Source organism: Brevibacillus sp. YAE8, from assembly GCF_057543335.1.
This window is the reverse complement of the sequence record NZ_BAAIYG010000005.1, coordinates 226,225-245,203: the sequence shown is the minus strand read 5'-3', so window position 1 is coordinate 245,203 and position 18,979 is coordinate 226,225. Positions and strand designations below refer to the sequence as shown.

Genomic DNA, 18,979 nt, shown 5'->3' with positions numbered 1-18,979 from the left:
CGCAATGAGGGGCTTACCCCGAAATCGCGGTTTGTCTTTTGATGACTTTGATCGTTTTTAACGACTCATCCTCTGGACCTTGGACGGGCAGTCCGACGCGGATGTTTTCCTGGATGTACGCGATGTTCTCCTCAGTGATGACCTCGCCTGGCAGGAAAATCGGAATCCCTGGCGGATACACCATGATGAACTCCGTAGTGACGCGGCCTGCGGCTTCCACGAGCGGGATGGTTTCCGTCTCTGCATAAAAAGCATCGCGCGGCGTCGTGGACAGCACCGGAATGTTCGGCAAGGAAATGGTCGGCTTTTCTTCTGCCTGCACGTGGGCAAACTCCACGGACAGCTCGCGCAGCGCGTTGACGAGCGCGTGAATGGATTCTTCGGTGTCCCCTGCCGTGACAAAACAGAGAATGTTGTACAGGTCGCTCATTTCCACTTCGATGTTGTACTTGTCGCGCAGCCAGTTTTCCACTTCCCAGCCGGTAATGCCCAGATCGCGGACGTGGATCAAAAGCTTGGTCGGGTCCATGGCAAAAGTCGCCGGCTTTCCGAGTATTTCTTTGCCTACGCAGTAAATGCGCGGGATGTCGTTGATGAGGTCGCGGGCCTTGTTCGCCAGCTTCATCGCCTGGTCGGCCAGCATCTTGCCGTTGAGCGCCAGATGTTGGCGGGCCATATCGAGCGAAGCCAGGAAAATGTAAGAGGTCGACGTCGTCGTGAGCATGCTCAGCACCGTTTTGACGCGATCTACATCTACGAGGCCCTCGCGCACGTTCAGGATGGATGTCTGGGTCAGCGAGCCGCCCAGCTTGTGTACGCTCGTCGCTGCCATGTCAGCTCCGGCCTGCATGGCGGAAATCGGCAAGTCCTCATGGAAGTGAATGTGCACGCCATGCGCCTCGTCCACCAGGACCGGAATTTCGTAAGTGTGCGCGGTTCGCACGATCTCGCGCAAGTCTCCGGCAATGCCGAAGTAAGTAGGGTTGATGACGAGCAGAGCCGCAGCGTCAGGGTGGGCTTCCAATGCTTTTTGCACGGATTTCACTGTAATCCCGTGGGAGATGCCCAGACGCTCGTCCATCGCCGGATGAATGAAAATCGGTACCGCTCCGGCGAAAATAATCGCCGACATGACAGATTTATGCACGTTTCTCGGCACGATGATTTTGTCGCCAGGGCTGCACGTCGCCATAATCATCGCCATAATCGCGCCGCTTGTTCCTTGGACGGAGAAAAATGTATGGTCAGCGCCGAACGCTTCGGCTGCCAATTCCTGCGCTTCTTTAATCATCGCCTTCGGATGGTGCAAGTCATCCAGTGGCGCAATGTTAATGAGGTCTATCGAGAGAGCATTCTCCCCGATGAACTCGCGAAATGCCGGATGCATGCCCATACCTTTCTTATGGCCCGGAATGTGAAATTGAATCGGGTTCCGGTTGGCGTGCTCCAACAACCCGCTGAACAAAGGAGTTTTCATTTGTCTCACTACGATCGCCTCACTTTACGAATCAAGAATAAAGGGGAAAAACAAACAAATTGAGTATAGCAAAATAGGGGGGGAAAGCAAGCGAATTTTTATTCATATTCGCGTGTGGCAGCAGGAGTTTTCCCCGCTTGCCGAGAAGCTTAACAAAAACGGGGTGATGGAGATGAAAACAAAAGTAACCGAGCTGTTGCAAATCAAATATCCGGTGGTGCAGGGCGGATTGGCCTATCTAGCATACGCAGAACTGGCCGCCGCTGTGTCAAACGCAGGCGGACTCGGACAAGTCACGGCGATGTCGCTTTCGTCGGCAGAAGCGCTGCGCGAAGAAATTCGCAAGGTGCGCGAGCTGACAGACAAGCCGTTTGGCGTCAATTTCGCGATTGGGCAATACAATCGGCCGTATGAAGAAGCATTGGAGGTCGCCATCGAAGAGAAAGTAGCCGCCATCTCTGTGACCGGAGGCAATCCTGAGCCGCTCCTGCGCCGACTCGACGGCCATCCGATCAAAAAGCTGGTGCTGGTCGCGTCCGTGCGGCAAGCGCAAAAAGCGGAGGCGATCGGGGCAGACGCCGTCATGGCTGTCGGCCAGGAAGGCGGAGGCCATCTGGGCCGGGACGACATCGGGACGTTTGTGCTCATTCCGCGCGTTGTGGATTCCGTCCGCATTCCGGTGCTGGCCAGCGGCGGGATTGGCGATGGACGCGGAATCCTCGCTGCGCTCGCGCTCGGCGCGGAAGGCGTGGAGATGGGCACCCGGTTCATCGCGACCAAGGAGTGCGTCCACGCCCACGAAGCGTACAAGGAAGCTTTGCTGAAAGGAACCGAACAAGATACGGCTGTCATCAAAAGAACGCTGGGAGCGCCGGCGAGGGTTGTGCGCACGCCAGGCTCTGACCGCATTTTGCAAATGGAAAAAGAAGGCGCCGGCTATGAAGAGTTGAAAAGCTTCATCAGCGGCGAAAATAATCGCACCTTCATCTACGAAGGCGACCGCGAGCACGGCTTTGGCTGGGCAGGCCAGGTCATCGGCCTGATTTCGGACATCCCTTCCGTTCAGGAACTGTTCGAGCGGATGTTCCGGGAGGCGGAAAGCGGCGTTCAGCGGCTGAATGCCATTCGCGGCTAAAAGAGAGGCGCTTCCTTTTCCTCTAGGATGCCCCGCACGGTGACGGTATGCCAAAAAACAAAAGAACAGGCAAGCGCTTTTCAAAAGAAAGCGGACCTGTTCTTTTGCATATATCTTTAGCAAATGCCAGGGAGGCGATTAGGAAAGCTTAACGACCGATTGTGTACAGCTTGCTGAGAACGGCAAACGTGTTTTCGAGTTGTCCCAAAAGCGCCTGCGGATCAGCAAGCACCGGATCGTGACGATCAATGGTCAAGCCGCAGAGCAGCTCCGCTTTTTTCACTTGCGCCAGCCTGTCCACCAGCTTTTTCACACCGGCTTTGCCCAGCTCCGCCTGGGAAGTGCTGTCGGGCGCGGTGTGATCGGGCGACCAGTGGAAATAATCGGGCACCAGCGTCATGATTTCGTCGAGATGCTCGCTGAATGATTGACTGATCTGGGCCTTGGCCGGAGCTTCGTAAATGACGGCATACCAGACGAACAGATGCGTTTGCCACAGGCCGATTTGAAAATGCGGATGCTTTTTGTACCCGCGTTTGTCATTGGCCCAGGCGACCCACGTATCTGCTGGCGGGTTTACGGTGCGGCGGGCATGCTTGGCTACGTGGTAAAACATCTCATCGCCGGTTGCGGCCGACAAAATGGGCGCAAAATGGTGGCCAAGCGCTTCAAGCTTGGGGCGAATCACGGTCTTGATTGCGTCCATCCGCTGGTCGAGTCCATCAACGGCAAAAACGTCAAAATCTTCTTGGCGAAAGCCGGAAAACGCAGTCATGGAACAAACACCTCATTTATCATGATCGAACGCCACGTATAAAGAAAAGGGCGAACGTCCTTGTCAAGGGAGCTTGGAATCCTCCATATGATATCATACCACGCAGGAAAAAAATACTTGTCGGGATATGAATAGCAAAACCGAAGCGTGAATAATATGATATACCACTCACTCCCTTACAGCCGAAACGAAATCTGAGTATTCTGTCAACGGGAGGAGCCTGGATGAATCTCGGCATGGAGCTGGAGTATGACAATCTGGCGGTTTGGTTTGATCGCAAGACATTGCACGCGATGGTGCAGGCCCTGGTGGAAGCGGGGGTGAGCGTCACGTGGAAGGAATCTCCCGAGCAGTTTCACCTCCTCGTGAACACCACGGACGGCCTTTCCGACTGGACCATGCAGCGATTAAACGGGTCTTACAAGCTGCAAGTGGCAGGCGTTCCTGTACATGACTCGCGGGTGGCGCTGGTATTGTACCACTTCGTGGAACGAGCAAAGGGGCACGCCATCATCAAGGTCAGGTTGGATGACTGCATCTTGATGAAGCACGTCCAGTACGGAGAAGTCGTCAGAATAGTGGAAATAAAAGGAGCTGAGAAAAAAATGATCTACGAAAAATTCTGCAATGTGACGATGGACCAAGTGATTGCCGCTTTGAAACGGCGTGACTCAGAGGAGCGTATTCCGGTTTTGCGTCTGGAGCTCGATTATGAACTGGCGACGTTGTTTGACGCGATAAAGGCAGAAGATCAGGCCCAAATCAAAAAATCTATGGAAGTATTAAAACAGCTTCGTCGAGAAATGCTGCTTTTGGAAGCGTAGGTAGACTGGAGGATAACCATAGGACGATGAGCTTGACACATAGGCATACGGAATGAAAAAGCGACATCTCACAAAATGAGGGTGTCGCTTTTTTTGGTTGCGCAAATTTTCGCATTTCCCGGTTTGCCAAAGTCTTTATTTGAACGGGCGGCGAAGCGGAGGTACAATAGAGAAGGCTTTGACTGCTTATTGCAACGCATGTACCAGAAAGGAAGAAAATGTTTTGGAACCATTCCTATCCCAAATACCCAATGTCGCGATTTTGCTTCTGGCGATCATCGCGCTGACGCTGATTTTGCTCCTCGTCGTCATCCTGCAATCGGTTCGCATCAGCCGCATGCGCAAGTCGATCAACAGGCTGATGACAGGTACCGGAGGAGCCAATCTGGAGGAAGGCTTGCACAGGTTGCTGGATCAGGTAGATGAAGTCAAAAAACTGCAAGGCGATCAGCAGTTTACGCTCAATCGTCTATCACAGCGTATAGCAGCCCAGTGTGGCAGGGTAGCCATCATTCGCTACAACGCCTTCGGGGATGTCGGCAGCGATCTGAGCTTTTCCTTGGCGATTTTAGATGACGCCGAAAACGGTGTGGTGATTACCAGTATTTTCGGGCGGGAAGAGTCGCGCGTGTACGCCAAGCCGATTGAAGCGGGAGCATCCGCCTACCACTTGTCCGAAGAAGAACAGGCTGCCATCAAAAAGGCAATGACGGCAAATTCCGGCCTCTGACTCGCGGCGAATTCTTTTGAAACCGCAAGCATATGAATGAATCAGGGAGATCATTTCGTCTCTCTGCGTCATATTGCGCATATTCGGTATTTTTGCGTAAATTCATCTGCTTTTTCATCAAGACTTTTGAGGGCTTCTGTTGTATAATAAAGGTGTCAAGGATGGCTTTTTTTCGGAAAAACAAAAAGTAGGTGATCCGCCTTCATTACCCAAATCGACTTTCGATTCGCGGGGCAAGGCCAGGTTCTACAGCGTTCTTTCGTTGACACTTAGCGTATCTCCTCTACATTTGGACACAGTTTGGTCGTAACTGGCCCACGGAAACCAAAAGAATTGAGGAGATATTTATGGCACAGCGTTTAGCAACCAACTACGCCAAGGCCTATTTTACGGTGAATGAAGAGGAGTTGAACCAATTCGTCTCGCTCTTCACCAATGAACACATTTCAGTCGATGTCAAAGTATGCGACAACGGCGACCGCGACGTAATCTTGTCTGACCATAACGGCGAAATTCAACTGAGCTTTTGCCGTGTCGGCAATCGCTACTCTTGCGACAGCTCCTATCTCATTCGGGATCGGCAGTTGGCGAATGCGATGAGAAAAGCGATGAAAACGTTTCGGGGCTATGGAATCGTCCACAGAATTTACGAAGGCTTCACGATGGTGTACCACTACGATCAAGGATCGGTGGTCAGCATCCAGGAGCTGTCGGGGGACGAGGAGACGTCCATCTTTGAAGATACCTCTCTGAACATTGCCAACGAGTTGGAAGCGTTGTTCCAGCAAGAGGGCAGCGAAAGGGAGATTGAGTCCTTGCGTCAGGAAACGGACCGCTGGCTGGATTTGCGTAATTGGGCAAAGGGAGCTGCTCCGGAGAAACTTCCAGCAATCGATACGCGTTTAGTGATGTTGTCGCAGCGTCTGTTTGAACTAGAAGTATAAAAAACGTAAGACAAAACGGGTGCCGAGTGGTGCCCGTTTTTTTCATGGACTTTCTCGAAAAAGGGTATTGTCAAAGTAGGCAAATACATGGTATTGTTGTTTTCGTTGGAAACAGGATTAGGAACCAGGATTCACTTCAAAGGGTGGATAACAAGAGGGAAACCGCCCCCGTTAGTGAATGACGCAGGTCCTAGCGATGTTTAACATTACACTTGCTAGGAAGGGGGAACCGAAAGATGGAATACTCGACTTTCGGAAGACACGTTGCTGTTGACACATGGGGAGTTCAGTTTGACTTGTTGAACGACGCAGAATTTTTGAAAAAGGAAATGATTGAAGCTGCTGAGGCATGCGGAGCTACGGTGCTGAGCGTGCAAGCGAAGCAGTTCTCTCCTCAGGGTGCTACCGTGCTGGTTCTTCTCTCGGAAAGCCACCTGTCCATTCATACTTATCCTGAGCGCGGTTTTGCCGCTCTGGATTGCTACACTTGTGGCGAGACAGTCGATCCGCAAGTTGCCATCGACTACTTGGTATCCGTGCTGAAGCCGGAGAAAACCTACGCGAAGAAACTCGTTCGCGGAACAGGTGAACTGCAAGTGGTTGAGCCAGAAATCAAAGTGGCTGAAGTTGTGAGTAAGTAACAAAACGGAAGAGTATTCAAGAGGTGCGGGAGACATGTCCGCACCTCTTTTACGTGAGCATGCGCTGTCGATCCATCACCGCAACGGCTGCTGGATCGTCGTGCGCATGTCGTGCAGAAGTCTGGTAAATTCGGTCGAGGTGTTCGTTATTTTTTGTTCTACCGAGGTGCCCTCGTGCAAAACCTGGTTGCTGCGGTTTGTCGCTTCTTCGTAAATTTGCGCGTTGATCGCACGCACGCGGTCAAAGACGGCTTGGTCGGACGAGACTTGCATTTGCAAGGTAGGCGACACAGCCCGACAAGCAGAGTGGACTTGCTGCTCGATCACTTTTGCCTGCGGCTCGCCAAGGTTGTCGCGCACGCGAATGCCGATCATGGCGTCCTGGCCGCTTACGACGACAGTAGCGCGATCGACGCCCGGGACATCATCGGCCGCTTTTGTAAGCTGCTCTGCCAGGTCTTGATTGAAGCCGTTTGAGGTGTACCCTTTGAGGTAGTTCTGGGCGTTGATTCCTTGCGTATAGGCGTTAAAATCGTGTCCGATGCTTGAGCGAGTCATCGGTGTCGCTGGATGCGAACTGCTTTGCGTCTGTGCGCCCGTGTCAGGCCCTGCGTTGGAAGACGCGCACCCGACAAGCGTTGCTGCGATCAAGAACAAACCTGTGAAATAGCTTGGCTCGTTTTTCCTCATGGCAGACCACCTCCTGTCTTTAGTATGTCGATTGTGGCGCATGCTAATCAGGAAGTGTTTCCGAGTAAAAAAATGCCCATTGTGCCGTGTTTCGCGACCTGTTAATATGGAAGGTATGCATAACAGAGGAGGTTCACATGAAGCGTCTTGACATACGCAACATTGCCATTATTGCCCACGTTGACCATGGAAAAACAACGTTGGTCGACAAGCTTTTGATCCAATCGGGCACATTCCGCAGCAACCAGCAGGTAGAGGAGAGAATGATGGACTCCAACGACCTGGAGCGGGAACGCGGGATTACGATCCTGGCGAAAACAACGTCCGTGAAATACAAAGAGTTCACCATCAACATTTTGGATACGCCAGGCCACGCCGACTTCGGTGGCGAGGTAGAGCGGATCATGAGCATGGTGGACGGCGTCCTTTTGATTGTTGACGCATTTGAAGGCTGTATGCCACAAACCCGTTTCGTATTGAAAAAAGCGCTCGAAGCAAAAGTTACCCCGATCGTTGTCGTGAACAAGGTAGACCGCGACAATGCACGTCCTCAAGAAGTCATCAACGAAGTGTACGACCTGTTTATCGATCTCGATGCGACGGAAGATCAACTGGAATTCCCGATCGTCTATGCTTCCGGCCTGCAAGGTATCGCCGGAATGGAGCCGGATAAACTGGAAGGCGACCTTCGTCCACTTTTCGACACCATTGTTGAGCACATGCCCGCACCTGATGCCGATGAAAACGCACCACTCCAAATGCAAGTAACGATGCTGGATTATAACGACTTTTTGGGTCGTATCGGGATTGGCCGCATTTATCGCGGAACCATGAATGTAAATGAAATGGTATCGGTCACCACGCGCAACGGCGAAGTGAAAAAAGCGCGGATTCAAAAGCTGTTCGGCTTCTCCGGCTTGCAGCGCGTGGAACAAAAAACGGCGAGAGCAGGGGACATCGTCGCGATCGCAGGGATTGACGATATCAACGTAGGCGAAACCGTTTGCCACGTCGACCACCCGGATGCGTTGCCTCTGTTGAAAATCGACGAGCCGACATTGCAAATGACGTTTTTGGTGAACAACAGCCCGTTTGCAGGCCGCGAAGGGAAACACGTTACTTCCCGCAAGCTGCGCGATCGCCTGATGGCCGAGCTGGAGACAGATGTATCTCTTCGTGTGGAAGAAACAGATTCTCCAGATGCGTTCATTGTATCTGGACGCGGGGAATTGCATCTGTCCATCCTTGTGGAAAACATGCGCCGCGAAGGCTTCGAGCTGGGCGTGTCCAAGCCGGAAGTCATCGTGCGAATGATCGACGGACAAAAAATGGAGCCGGCTGAGTTTCTCGTGATCGACGTGCCGGAAGAATACACCGGGGCTGTCATGGAGACGCTGGGCCAACGCAAGGCCGAGATGGTCAACATGGTCAACAACGGCTTCGGCCAGGTCCGTCTGGAGTTCATCATTCCGTCCCGCGGACTGATCGGCTACCGCACGGAGTTTTTGACGATCACACGCGGCTACGGCATCCTCAACCACTCCTTTGACAGCTATCGTCCGCTTGTCCAGGGCGCTGTGGGTGGACGTCACGCAGGCGTGCTCATTTCCCACGAGACCGGAACCGCAACCACGTACGGCCTGATGTCTGTCGAGGATCGCGGCATCATGTTCATCACGCCGGGTACGGAAGTCTATGAAGGCATGATCGTGGGCGAACACAACCGCGACAACGACTTGACCGTCAACGTGTGCAAAGAGAAGCACGCGACCAACGTCCGCTCCGCAACGAAGGACGAGACGGTGAAAATGAAGACCCCTCGCCTGCTGACACTGGAAGAGGCTCTGGAGTATTTGAACGACGACGAGCTGTGCGAAGTTACGCCACAATCCGTCCGTTTGCGCAAAAAGTATTTGAACAAATCGGATCGCGAGCGCTACGAAAAGCAAAAGCGCTGGGAAGCACAACCGCAAGCGTAAGCTCGCGGCGCGATCGCGGTACAATAAAAGCCGCTTTGTCCCCGATGATGGGCAAAGCGGCTTTTGGTTTGGCAGGGAAGCCGTTTTTTACAGCAAGCGTTCGATGTCAGCGGCCACGTCTTCCGGCTGCACGCGGGCACCGATGCGCTTGACGATACGGCCTTCCTTGTCTACGAGAAACTTGGCGAAGTTCCATTCGATCTCTTCACCCTGGCCTTCGGGAGCGTTGGCTTTCAGGTGCTGGTACAAAGGATGGGCAGTCGGACCGTTCACATCGATTTTGGCAAACAGCGGGAACGTTACGCCGTAGTGGCGATCACAAAATGCCGCGATCTCTTCCTCGCTGCCAGGCTCTTGAGCGGCAAACTGGTTGCACGGAAAGCCGAGAACGGCGAATCCTTTGTCCGCATAGCGCGTGTACAGCTCCTGCAAGCCTTTGTACTGCGGGGTTAGTCCGCACTGGCTGGCGGTATTGACGATCAGCAAAACGCGTCCTTTGTACTCGGCCAGCGTCTGTTCTTCGCCGGAAATCGTCTTGACGGAAATATCGTACAGGCTCATGTTTTTCCCACCTTTTTCTAAGTTTGCGACCCTCTCATCATAGCATGTCCGCGAAAAGGCAGGCTAGCATTGTCGTGCGCCAAGTGCAGGAGCAGTCCGTTTTTGACAGGAAATCCATCACCTGATAAAGTAAAAAGGATACATACGAAAAAACGTTGGAAAAAGGAAAAGATTATGCAAAAGAGCGGGTCTTTCCCGTCGCGGTGAGAGGACACGGCCTTTTGCATTACAGGAGAGATTTGTGATGGACTGGATACACCTTGCTTCAACCTACGTACCGGCAAACCCGGATCAACTGAGCGCCTACGACAGCTTCCGCCTGTGGGCGGACCATAATCGGGCTTGGATTTTGTTTGTGCAATTAATTATCGTTTACTACCTGGGGTTTGCGACGGTAATTCGCATGCCGATCTTGAAAACGTTGCTTTTATACCTTCTCCTGTTCGTCGGGGCGCTGATCTTTGCGATTTTGGACGTCCAGCTTCCTGTGAAGAGCGCGATGCTGGTCGCGATTGTCATTCTGGTCGTCGTCAAGCTGAGAATCAAACCGGAGCGAAAGTGAGGTGGCCCTCGTGAAACGTGATGATGCACTCTTTAACTGGCTGCAGATTCAAGTGGTAGCAGACGCGCGGCCGGACGATCAGTCGGCGCAGGAGACGGCGGCGTTTTTCTTGCAGATGTTGCAGGAGGACCACGCGCTTAGCGAGCTTGCCTATCGGCAGGAAGGCGGCTGGTACGTGCTGACGGCAAAGGAGGAAGCGGCGACGTTCGAGCGCAAATATCCGGCTGAAACGGTCGAGTCCTTGCTGGTCGCGATTGAAAACGAGCCTAAATACAATAGTTAAAAAAAGGGAAAAGACTCTTTCCGGCTCCGACCTGTTCGGCGGCGGAAGAGTCTTTTTTGTCGTGCGCACGGGGGCATTATTAGGCGTTCAGAGTGTCCCGGCGCGCTTTTTTGCTGTCTGGAGCCGCTGTGGGTATTAAGACGTGTTTTCGGCTGCGGTGCAACTTTTGAAAAAAACGCTACGTCTGTATGGTTGCCCACAGAAGACAGGGGATGATTGGCAAAAATAGAGGGGGAGACACCAGTGAAAAAGATCATGACCAAGCCCGTATTGGCGGTCGTCACGGCGGCGGGACTCATCGGCTGCCTGACGCCGATTTTTGCAGATGCCAGCTCCAGCAGCACGCCGGCGACCAAGGTAGTGATGAGCGACGAAGGCAAGCAGGTTACCCGCTACAACCTGAAAGAGCTTGCGAAAAACGACCCGGCTACGCTGAATATGCTGCTGAAAAACCAGGCAGACCATTTGTACCTGATTGTAGATCCGATCCATCTGAATACGAAGCTGCAAACATACATGGAAACGAACAAGTCGGAGTGGGAGCGCATTTATCGCGACTATTACGGCGACATCTGGCTGGAAGTTCGCCGCACAGAGGCGGACGAGGAACTGGTCAGCGTGAGCGCGCAGACCGAAAACGGCAAGGTGTACATCAAAGGCATCGTGACGCCGGAAGTGACCAAAGTAGTCGTGACCAAGCCGAACGGCGACTTCATCGAGGCAGTGCCGACGAGCGAGCATTCGTTTACCGTGAGCTTTGCCGCGCCGGAAACAGATTCCGTCCAATACGTCACCGTACAGGCGTATGCCGGCAGTCTGTTGGCGGACAGTGAAAAAGTTAAGCTCATCCCGCAGGCTGACGAGGAAAAAAGCAGGCTGATCCACGCCTTTTCCGTGTACGACGCCAAAAAAGCCGAATGGCAGGTAAAAGGTGTCGTCAAGCACGGAGCGGACAAGGTCGTCGTCTCCTACAACGGCGTGAAACAGGAGACGAGCTTGAAGAAGCTGTGGGACGGGGTGGACAGCTTCAGCGTGACGGTCAAGGACGTGAAGGCGAAAGCCGCAAGCGGCGAAGCGCTGGTCGAAGTATATGAAGACGGGAAAAAAGTCGACTCCGACACGATCAAAGTCGATGTCGTCAACCCACCGGACAAAGACCCTGGCGCGGCCTATGCCATTGCCGGAACGGCAGTGCACGATTTGAAGAAAAAGTCCGTTCAACTGAAAGGCACCGTCAAGGGCTGGGACGAGAAGCAAAAAGCAAAACTTGTCGTCGTCACCCCGGACGGCAAGAAAAAGGAGATCAAGCCAAACGACAAGGGCGAATACACCGTGACCTTTACCTACAAAAACCGCTCGTTTGCTGCGAAAACCGTCCATCTGGAACTGTACGCGAAAGACAAGCTGGTAAAGCAGGCGGACATCGCGCTGAGCACGAAAATTACCGCCGTGCCGAAGAAGGATGACGATAAGGACGACAAGGATAAAGACAAGCACCACTATCCAAACGGAAAAGCATACGGCTATTGGAAAAACTACGACGGCAAATGGAAAGATGGCGACAAAGATGACCGCGACGATGACCGCGACGACGACGATGACGACGACCGCGGCAAAAGAAGCGGCAAGTAGTCTCGTTTACGGCTGCTTGTAAGTCTGAACATACTCGACCAGCTCGCGGATGTAATCGCCGAGGATAGGGATCGAGAGAAACTGCGTCAAAAGCGAGCCGAGCAGCGCCAGCACGATCGCTGTTCCAATCGTCAAGCCAAGACCCCGGGCAAGCCCTGCGAGGAAATTGATCCAGAGCAGCTTGCGCGGGGCTGTGTAGTTTTGGATCACGTCTGCGAGCCGGATATCCTCCAAAAACATGGCGATTTTGTCCATGCGCTCGTTCAATTTCCTCACTTCCTGCAGCTCGTGGAGGACCTGGTCGATTTTGTGCATAAGCCGGTCTGTAGGCGTAGGTGCCACTTTTTCCAACCTCCTTATCCGGTACGGCTTTGTTTTTTACCAGTGTAGGGAAAAAAACAGGCAGAATCAAGGCGGGGAGGAAACGTTTGCCTAATGGCAGATGCGAGGGGTACAATAGACGTACTACCGTTTACGAGGAGGCATCCGAATGGCTGAAACCGTATCCCAAACCTTGTCGGAAGAACTGTTCGCGCTCCTGCAAAAAGAGCGATTTGTGACGCTCGGCACCGTCGATCACGAGACAGGAGCGCCATCGCTCAGCTCCTTGTCCTGGACATTGGCGGTGAACAGCGGACTCATCCGCTTTGCCGTGGATAACCGCTCGCGCATACTCGCCAATATTGCCAAAGAGCCGCAGGTCGTCCTGCATCTGATCGGGGCAGGCTCCTCTTTTGCGATCAACGGACGCGCCGCAGTGAAAGCCGAGCGGCTGGAGGGCGTTCCGCTGAAGCTGGCGCTGGTGGAGATCGCGATTGACTCCGTCCGAGACGTCATGTTTTACGGCTCGCGCATTTCCGTAGAACCGCAATACGAAAAGACGTACGACAAAAACGCGGCTGCGAAGCTGGACAACCAGGTCATGACTGCGCTGAAAAACGCCTAGTCAAGACGGCCGCACAACAGTGGAAAATCCTGTTGACAAAAAACCGCCGTATCCTTTAGTATTAGGTCATTCAAATTGAATAGCAAAACTTCTTATCCAGAGAGGCGGAGGGACTGGCCCGATGATGCCCGGCAACCAATCACCTGCATGTTCGTTCATGCGGGGAGATAATGGTGCTAATTCCTGCAGAGTTTTTTAACTCTGAAAGATGAGAAGGTCTTGCTTACGGTGACGTAAACAAAGCCTTCTTTCAGAGGAAAGGGGGCTTTTTTCATGCCCCTCGTACATCATTGGAGGGAGAGAGTTACGTATGAGACTGGAAACAAAATTGATTCAAGCAGGCGTAGGCAGAGATGAAAAAACAGGGGCGGTCAGCTTTCCTGTCTACTATGCCACCGCATATCGCCACCCGGCATTGGGGCAGAGCACAGGCTTTGACTATACACGCACGGCCAATCCGACCCGCACGGTTTTGGAAGAAGCCATCGCCGAGGCAGAATCGGGCGATGCGGGCTTTGCCTGCGCATCGGGAATGGCGGCGGTTCATACGGTCATGGGGCTGTTTTCCCAGGGAGATCATCTCATTGTGTCGCTCGATTTGTACGGAGGGACGTATCGCTTGTTTGAGCAGGTGCTTTCCCGCTACGGCCTGTCTTTTACGTACGTAGACTTGCGCGACCTGGAAGCGGTGCAAAACGCGCTGCGAGCCGAGACAAAGGCGATCTTCGTCGAGACGCCGACGAATCCGCTCATGCAGATTACCGATCTTCGCCAAATCGCCGGGCTGGCAAAGCAGCATGGACTTTTGACGATAGTCGACAACACGTTCATGACCCCTTATTGTCAACGCCCGCTGGAGCTTGGCGCAGATATCGTGTTGCACAGTGCGACGAAGTACTTGGGTGGCCACAACGATGTACTGGCCGGACTGATCGTGACAAAAGGCGAGGAGTTGTCGGAAAAAATCCGGTTTTTGCATAATTCCATCGGAGCGGTATTGGGTCCACAAGATAGCTGGCTGTTGGTACGCGGAATGAAGACATTGGCGCTGCGCATGGAAAGACATCAGACAAACGCGCTCGCGGTTGCAAAAAAGCTGCAGGAGCATCCGGCTGTCGCCGAAGTGTTTTACCCAGGGCTGCAAGAACACCCCGGGCATGCCATCCAGGCGAGCCAGGCAAGCGGTTATAGCGGTATGGTTTCATTCCGGGTACGGTCTGCGGAGCAGGTGGGCTTGTTTTTGCAAAATCTGCGCATCGTTTCTTTTGCGGAAAGCCTTGGCGGCGTCGAGTCGTTGTGTACGTATCCGGCGACACAGACCCACGCTGACATTCCGCTGGAAGTACGGGAGTATGTCGGCGTTTGTGACCGATTGCTGAGGCTGTCGGTCGGGATTGAGCATCCGGAAGACTTGATCGCTGATCTGTTTCAGGCTTTGGACGCAAGTCTTGTCGTTGGGGGGGCTGCGCGATGAATTTCGCAACGAAGGTTTTGCATGGCTCTACTTGCATCGATCCGTTCACAGGGGCGTCGTCGGTTCCGATTTACCAGGCTTCCACGTTTCACCAGTTTGATCTCGACCAGCCAGGCACGTATGACTACGCCCGTTCCGGCAATCCGACCAGACACGCGCTGGAGGAAGCGATTGCCGCTCTCGAAGGCGGCGCGCGCGGCTTTGCTTTCTCGTCCGGCATGGCGGCGATCTCCAGCGTGTTCATGCTGTTTTCGGCTGGCGACCATATCGTAGTCGCGGAGGACGTGTACGGCGGCACCTTCCGCTTTTTGACCCGCGTGCTGTCGAGAATGGGCATTTCCGTTACGTTTGTCGATGCGACCCAGACAGAGGCCGTGCGGGAGGCGATTACTCCGGCGACCAAGGGAGTGTATCTGGAAACGCCGTCCAATCCGACGCTGAAAGTGACCGACATCGCGGCGGTGTCAGCCGTTGCGAAGGAGCACGGGCTGCTCGTCATTGTCGACAATACGTTTTTGACGCCGTACTATCAGCGGCCGCTGGAGCTGGGGGCGGACGTCGTCATCCACAGCGCGACCAAGTTTATCGGCGGCCACAGCGACGTGGTTGCCGGGCTGGCAGTGACGCGCGACGCCGCGCTCGGCGAGCAACTGTACCTGATCCAGAACGGCATGGGCGCGATTCTTGGGGTACAGGATTGCTGGCTCGTCATGCGCGGGCTGAAAACGCTCAAGGCACGTCTGGATGTCAGCACAAAGTCGGCAGGGATTCTCGCGGAGTGGCTGTCCACGCACCCTGGCGTGAGCCGCGTTTACTACACGGGCTTGGCTGACCATCCGGGGCATCTCGTCCAGCAACAGCAAGCAAGCGGCCACGGTGCGGTTCTGTCGTTCGATGTAGGGAGCCGTGAGCGAGCCAAGGCGTTGTTTGACCGGGTGAAGCTGCCGATTGTGGCAGTGAGCCTGGGGGCTGTCGAGACGATCTTGTCGTATCCGGTGATGATGTCGCATGCGGCGATGCCCGCAGCGGAGCGGGAAGCGCGCGGCATTACCGATGGCTTGATCCGGTTGTCCGCAGGGTTGGAGGACGTGGACGACTTGCTCGCGGACTTGAAGCAGGCACTGGACGCATTGCCGCCGCTGAGTTCGGTTCAGCCACAACAATCCGTCCAGCCGCAACAAAAAGAGGCATTCTCCCGGGCGTAATTTCCCGAGGCGAATGCCTCTTTTTCTTTACTGAATCGTAAATCTTTCACTAAAACGCGTTCGCTCATCCTTGAAATGGCTTCGAGAGAGTTTTTTTTATGGTGCGCCTGTGCGGTTTACGTTGATCTTGTCGTTTCCTTGCGGTGTCGCGCGGCCGTCTTTGTTGATGCGCTGTTCATTTTCCTGCGAGGGCGTTTCCTCCCGCTGCCTTACGTCGCGCGGCAACTGTGGAATGATGCGGCCGACGATGTCAGCCAACTCCTCGGCGAAGCCCGAGATCGGGTGGCCCCGGCGAATGTCCGCAGCCATTTCCTTCAGGCGCTGGACGATGTCCGGATCGGCTGTCACGATTGCGTTTGCGCCCTGCGGGTCTTCTTTCATCGCTTCGGCAACGGTGTACTTGATGACGCCGACCTCGGGCCGATCGAGATGGGCATCCACATCAATCCCGACGACAGCGATCTTGCCGATGACGACCGCCGTCGCACCGTTAACCTTTTTCACACGGGTAGCCAGTTGCACAAGCCGGTCGGCCGTCGCTTGCGAAGATTGGTTGTAAGCTGGTTCCGGGGCCGTTTGCTGGACGCGCTGGGTATGAGGCACTTGCTGGTTGGGCTGTGGGGCAGCCTGATTGGCTGGCGGCTTGTTGTTCGACATGCATCCAGACAAAAGCAGGCTGGCGCCCAGGCAGCCGATAATCATCCGTTTCATACGCATTCTCCCTTTCCCCGTAATGCCTCCTGAAAGCGGAGGGCAGGTTACCTGTATTTTGTCCTTGCAGCCCCATTTCATTCTGCCAAAGGGCCGTCTATCTCTGTCCGACCGAACATAGACTGTAGTACATCACGTCGCCACAATTGAGCATCCCTCCAAAAATTGCATACCGTATATAAGAAGGGTAATAGGAGGCGAGATTTTGAAGAAAATCTACGTACTGGACACCAACGTACTCCTGCAAGATCCACGGGCGATGTTCTCTTTCGCTGACAACGAAATTGTCATACCCGCTGTGGTGTTGGAAGAAATCGATTCCAAAAAGCGGTACATGGATGAAATTGGCCGCAACGCTCGGTACGTATCGCGGCTCTTTGACAGTTTTCGTGAGCTGGGTCATTTGCACAAAGGCATTACCCTGGAGACAGGCGGGCTATTTCGGGTGGAGCTGAACCATTCCTCGCTTCATCAACTGCAAAAGCAATTTACGGAAATGACCAATGACAACCGCATTTTGGCGGTTGCACTTAATCTGCAGGAGGAGGAGAACCAATCCCCACAGCCCAGACCCGTCATATTGGTGAGCAAGGATGCGCTCATGCGTGTGAAGGCAGATGCCTTGAATATTTCGGCAGAAGATTTTCTCTCCGATCGCGTAGTGGGGGAATTTTCCAGCATCTACACGGGTTATCAGAAAATGCTGGTCGCCTCGGAGATCATCAAGACGTACTACGCGACGAGAAAACTGCACTTGGCCTCCTGTTTCCCTCGCTACCGCTTTTATCCGCATCAGTTTCTCGTACTGAAGGACGAATGCAACCCGTCCATTTCTGCCATCGGAAAAGTGGACCCCGATGGAAAAACGCTGGAAATGCTTGTTTCAGACGACGATCCGATTTGGGGCATCCGGGCCCGAAACGTGCAGCAACGGATGGCAACCGATCTCTTGCTGCGAGATGATATCCCGCTGGTGACCATGACGGGCAAAGCGGGGACAGGAAAGACGTTGCTGGCGCTGGCAGCGGGGCTGCTGCAGATCGAAGACCAGCAAAAGTACAAAAAACTGTTAGTGGCACGACCTATCGTTCCTTTAGGAAAAGACATCGGTTATTTGCCCGGCGAGAAAGAAGAAAAACTGCGGCCGTGGATGCAACCGATTTATGATAATCTGGAATATTTGTTCAACACGAAGCGACCAGGCGATCTCGATAAAATTTTGGCGGGGATGGGCAGTCTGCAAGTCGAGGCGTTGACGTATATTCGCGGTCGTTCCATTCCCGGGCAGTTCATCATTATTGACGAGGCGCAAAACTTGACGAAGCACGAGGTGAAAACGATCCTGACGCGGGTAGGGGACGGCTCGAAAATCGTCCTGATGGGCGACCCGGAACAGATCGACCATCCGTACCTGGACGAAAGCAACAACGGACTGACGTACGTGGTCGAGGTGTTCAAGGATCAGAAGCTGGCCGGGCACATTCGCCTGGAAAAAGGCGAGCGCAGCGTGCTTGCCCAGTTGGCTGCCGATTTGTTGTAAAAAATCGTGTATGAAAACCGACTGGCTGACCATACTATAGTTGTCGAGCCCGACGATTCATGTAAGAAACGGCGAAATGCCTTGCAGGAGGCGAAGATCCGTGGATAACCATGAACAAGCAGTCGACGAAAGTCGTATGGAAATAAGCCGATTCCTTGGGTAACCTATCTCTTTCATGGAGGTTGAAGTGCCAAAGAGAATAACCGGTTAAACCCCATAAGCAATCGGGCTCGACAAAGGACCGCTCCCTATTTGGGAGCGGTTTCGCTTTTTGGCTCAAATCAACGTGCGTTCCACGTCCATAAAAAAACGCGGACAGCCGTGTGGACGGCTCCGCGTTTTGCAGGCAAATGATAAGGGCTAGGCTTTGGCTGCGGCAATCGCCTTGCGCAAGGAAGAGATCATGCCGATGTGCATGCCTTCGTGGAACAGGGTGAAGACCATAATTTCGCCATACGTGTGCATAACACCCTTGTCTCCCAGTTCAAACGGCTTCGGGAGCGGCTCGTTCAGCCGGGATTGGAATTGCTCCTTGATGCGAGCATGCTGCTCCTTCAACTGGGCAGCCAACGTTTCCAGGGAAGGGATGTTTCCCTGCCAGTCTGCCGGTTTTGTCCCTGGGCTAAACATAGCCGCGTAGGACGGAGGACAGTTCATTTTGGCTGGTCCAAGCAGCAAATAATCTTGCGTGAGCAAAATATGGCCGATATTCCAGCGGATGTTGTTTTTAAATCCTTCCGGAACGATGTCAGCCTCCTCCTCAGTCGTCTTGGTCACGCCCTCCAAAAACAGGCCGCGAATCAAATCGTATTGATTCCAAACGAATGAATAATCCTGCATGGCGAAAACCACCTTTCGTCAATTTCCATT

Annotated in this window: 20 protein-coding genes and 1 riboswitch; of the genes, 13 read left to right on the top strand and 7 right to left on the bottom strand. The window is 53.7% G+C overall.

Features of this window, described 5'->3' with window-relative positions:
• Nucleotides 1-13: 13 nt before the first annotated feature.
• Nucleotides 14-1,486, bottom strand: coding sequence for an aminotransferase class I/II-fold pyridoxal phosphate-dependent enzyme (locus AC27IT_RS10770; protein ID WP_487091784.1), 1,473 nt, complete (start codon nucleotides 1,484-1,486; stop codon nucleotides 14-16).
• Nucleotides 1,487-1,649: 163 nt separating this feature from the next.
• Here AC27IT_RS10770 and AC27IT_RS10765 point away from each other — a divergent pair, with 163 nt between their 5' ends.
• Nucleotides 1,650-2,612 carry an NAD(P)H-dependent flavin oxidoreductase gene (locus AC27IT_RS10765; protein ID WP_005832773.1) on the top strand — a complete coding sequence of 321 codons (963 nt, stop codon included), beginning with the start codon at nucleotides 1,650-1,652 and terminating at the stop codon, nucleotides 2,610-2,612.
• A gap of 148 nt (nucleotides 2,613-2,760) precedes the next feature.
• On the opposite strand, the gene AC27IT_RS10760 is transcribed toward AC27IT_RS10765, so the two are convergent.
• Nucleotides 2,761-3,387 carry a YktB family protein gene (locus AC27IT_RS10760; protein ID WP_005832771.1) on the bottom strand — a complete coding sequence of 209 codons (627 nt, stop codon included), beginning with the start codon at nucleotides 3,385-3,387 and terminating at the stop codon, nucleotides 2,761-2,763.
• Nucleotides 3,388-3,611: 224 nt separating this feature from the next.
• Here AC27IT_RS10760 and AC27IT_RS10755 point away from each other — a divergent pair, with 224 nt between their 5' ends.
• The 4 genes from AC27IT_RS10755 to speD all read left to right on the top strand — a co-directional run bounded on the left by AC27IT_RS10755 (nucleotide 3,612) and on the right by speD (nucleotide 6,526).
• Nucleotides 3,612-4,211 (top strand): hypothetical protein, encoded by a 600-nt coding sequence (locus AC27IT_RS10755; protein ID WP_007784134.1) that lies wholly within the window; start codon nucleotides 3,612-3,614, stop codon nucleotides 4,209-4,211.
• Nucleotides 4,212-4,434: 223 nt separating this feature from the next.
• Entirely contained in the window at nucleotides 4,435-4,941 is a 507-nt protein-coding gene (locus tag AC27IT_RS10750; RefSeq protein WP_005832768.1) for a DUF4446 family protein, read from the top strand.
• Between the two features lie 347 nt (nucleotides 4,942-5,288).
• A complete protein-coding gene (locus AC27IT_RS10745; RefSeq protein WP_005832766.1) occupies nucleotides 5,289-5,885 on the top strand; it encodes a hypothetical protein in 597 nt (198 codons plus the stop codon).
• A 236-nt stretch (nucleotides 5,886-6,121) separates the two neighbouring features.
• Nucleotides 6,122-6,526 (top strand): adenosylmethionine decarboxylase, encoded by a 405-nt coding sequence (gene speD, locus AC27IT_RS10740; RefSeq protein WP_005832764.1) that lies wholly within the window; start codon nucleotides 6,122-6,124, stop codon nucleotides 6,524-6,526.
• A 75-nt stretch (nucleotides 6,527-6,601) separates the two neighbouring features.
• Here speD and AC27IT_RS10735 read toward each other — a convergent pair whose 3' ends face one another.
• Complete coding sequence (locus tag AC27IT_RS10735; protein ID WP_007784138.1) at nucleotides 6,602-7,216, bottom strand: YhcN/YlaJ family sporulation lipoprotein; 615 nt, start codon at nucleotides 7,214-7,216, stop codon at nucleotides 6,602-6,604.
• A gap of 137 nt (nucleotides 7,217-7,353) precedes the next feature.
• Between AC27IT_RS10735 and typA the strand changes: the two genes are divergently transcribed.
• Nucleotides 7,354-9,195 (top strand): translational GTPase TypA, encoded by a 1,842-nt coding sequence (gene typA / locus AC27IT_RS10730; RefSeq protein ID WP_005832760.1) that lies wholly within the window; start codon nucleotides 7,354-7,356, stop codon nucleotides 9,193-9,195.
• Nucleotides 9,196-9,282: 87 nt separating this feature from the next.
• Here typA and AC27IT_RS10725 read toward each other — a convergent pair whose 3' ends face one another.
• Nucleotides 9,283-9,756, bottom strand: a complete 474-nt coding sequence (locus AC27IT_RS10725) for a glutathione peroxidase (protein ID WP_005832758.1) — start codon at nucleotides 9,754-9,756, stop codon at nucleotides 9,283-9,285.
• Between the two features lie 244 nt (nucleotides 9,757-10,000).
• Here AC27IT_RS10725 and AC27IT_RS10720 point away from each other — a divergent pair, with 244 nt between their 5' ends.
• The 3 genes from AC27IT_RS10720 to AC27IT_RS10710 all read left to right on the top strand — a co-directional run bounded on the left by AC27IT_RS10720 (nucleotide 10,001) and on the right by AC27IT_RS10710 (nucleotide 12,233).
• Nucleotides 10,001-10,318 (top strand): YlaH-like family protein, encoded by a 318-nt coding sequence (locus AC27IT_RS10720; RefSeq protein ID WP_005832756.1) that lies wholly within the window; start codon nucleotides 10,001-10,003, stop codon nucleotides 10,316-10,318.
• Between the two features lie 10 nt (nucleotides 10,319-10,328).
• Complete coding sequence (locus AC27IT_RS10715) at nucleotides 10,329-10,601, top strand: hypothetical protein (protein WP_005832754.1); 273 nt, start codon at nucleotides 10,329-10,331, stop codon at nucleotides 10,599-10,601.
• A 243-nt stretch (nucleotides 10,602-10,844) separates the two neighbouring features.
• Nucleotides 10,845-12,233 (top strand): hypothetical protein, encoded by a 1,389-nt coding sequence (locus AC27IT_RS10710; protein ID WP_327944861.1) that lies wholly within the window; start codon nucleotides 10,845-10,847, stop codon nucleotides 12,231-12,233.
• 6 nt (nucleotides 12,234-12,239) lie between these two features.
• On the opposite strand, the gene AC27IT_RS10705 is transcribed toward AC27IT_RS10710, so the two are convergent.
• Nucleotides 12,240-12,548 carry a DUF5665 domain-containing protein gene (locus tag AC27IT_RS10705; protein WP_035317338.1) on the bottom strand — a complete coding sequence of 103 codons (309 nt, stop codon included), beginning with the start codon at nucleotides 12,546-12,548 and terminating at the stop codon, nucleotides 12,240-12,242.
• Nucleotides 12,549-12,723: 175 nt separating this feature from the next.
• Between AC27IT_RS10705 and AC27IT_RS10700 the strand changes: the two genes are divergently transcribed.
• The 3 genes from AC27IT_RS10700 (at nucleotide 12,724) to AC27IT_RS10690 (ending at nucleotide 15,858) form a co-directional block, all read left to right on the top strand.
• Complete coding sequence (locus AC27IT_RS10700) at nucleotides 12,724-13,179, top strand: pyridoxamine 5'-phosphate oxidase family protein (RefSeq protein WP_003843022.1); 456 nt, start codon at nucleotides 12,724-12,726, stop codon at nucleotides 13,177-13,179.
• Between the two features lie 89 nt (nucleotides 13,180-13,268).
• Nucleotides 13,269-13,394: riboswitch (SAM riboswitch) on the top strand.
• Between the two features lie 95 nt (nucleotides 13,395-13,489).
• Entirely contained in the window at nucleotides 13,490-14,653 is a 1,164-nt protein-coding gene (locus tag AC27IT_RS10695; RefSeq protein WP_005832746.1) for an aminotransferase class I/II-fold pyridoxal phosphate-dependent enzyme, read from the top strand.
• Nucleotides 14,650-15,858 carry a trans-sulfuration enzyme family protein gene (locus AC27IT_RS10690; RefSeq protein ID WP_283857960.1) on the top strand — a complete coding sequence of 403 codons (1,209 nt, stop codon included), beginning with the start codon at nucleotides 14,650-14,652 and terminating at the stop codon, nucleotides 15,856-15,858. The genes AC27IT_RS10695 and AC27IT_RS10690 overlap by 4 nt, the downstream gene beginning before the upstream one ends.
• A 96-nt stretch (nucleotides 15,859-15,954) precedes the next feature.
• Here the strand turns inward: AC27IT_RS10690 and AC27IT_RS10685 are convergent, their stop codons facing one another.
• Nucleotides 15,955-16,575, bottom strand: a complete 621-nt coding sequence (locus AC27IT_RS10685; protein ID WP_005832742.1) for a YhcN/YlaJ family sporulation lipoprotein — start codon at nucleotides 16,573-16,575, stop codon at nucleotides 15,955-15,957.
• A gap of 199 nt (nucleotides 16,576-16,774) precedes the next feature.
• On the opposite strand from AC27IT_RS10685, the gene AC27IT_RS10680 reads away from it, so the two are divergent.
• Nucleotides 16,775-18,109, top strand: a complete 1,335-nt coding sequence (locus tag AC27IT_RS10680) for a PhoH family protein (protein WP_007784152.1) — start codon at nucleotides 16,775-16,777, stop codon at nucleotides 18,107-18,109.
• Nucleotides 18,110-18,469: 360 nt separating this feature from the next.
• Here AC27IT_RS10680 and AC27IT_RS10675 read toward each other — a convergent pair whose 3' ends face one another.
• On the bottom strand, nucleotides 18,470-18,949 hold the full coding sequence (locus tag AC27IT_RS10675; protein ID WP_310669842.1) for a DinB family protein: 480 nt from the start codon (nucleotides 18,947-18,949) through the stop codon (nucleotides 18,470-18,472).
• Nucleotides 18,950-18,979 lie beyond the last annotated feature (30 nt).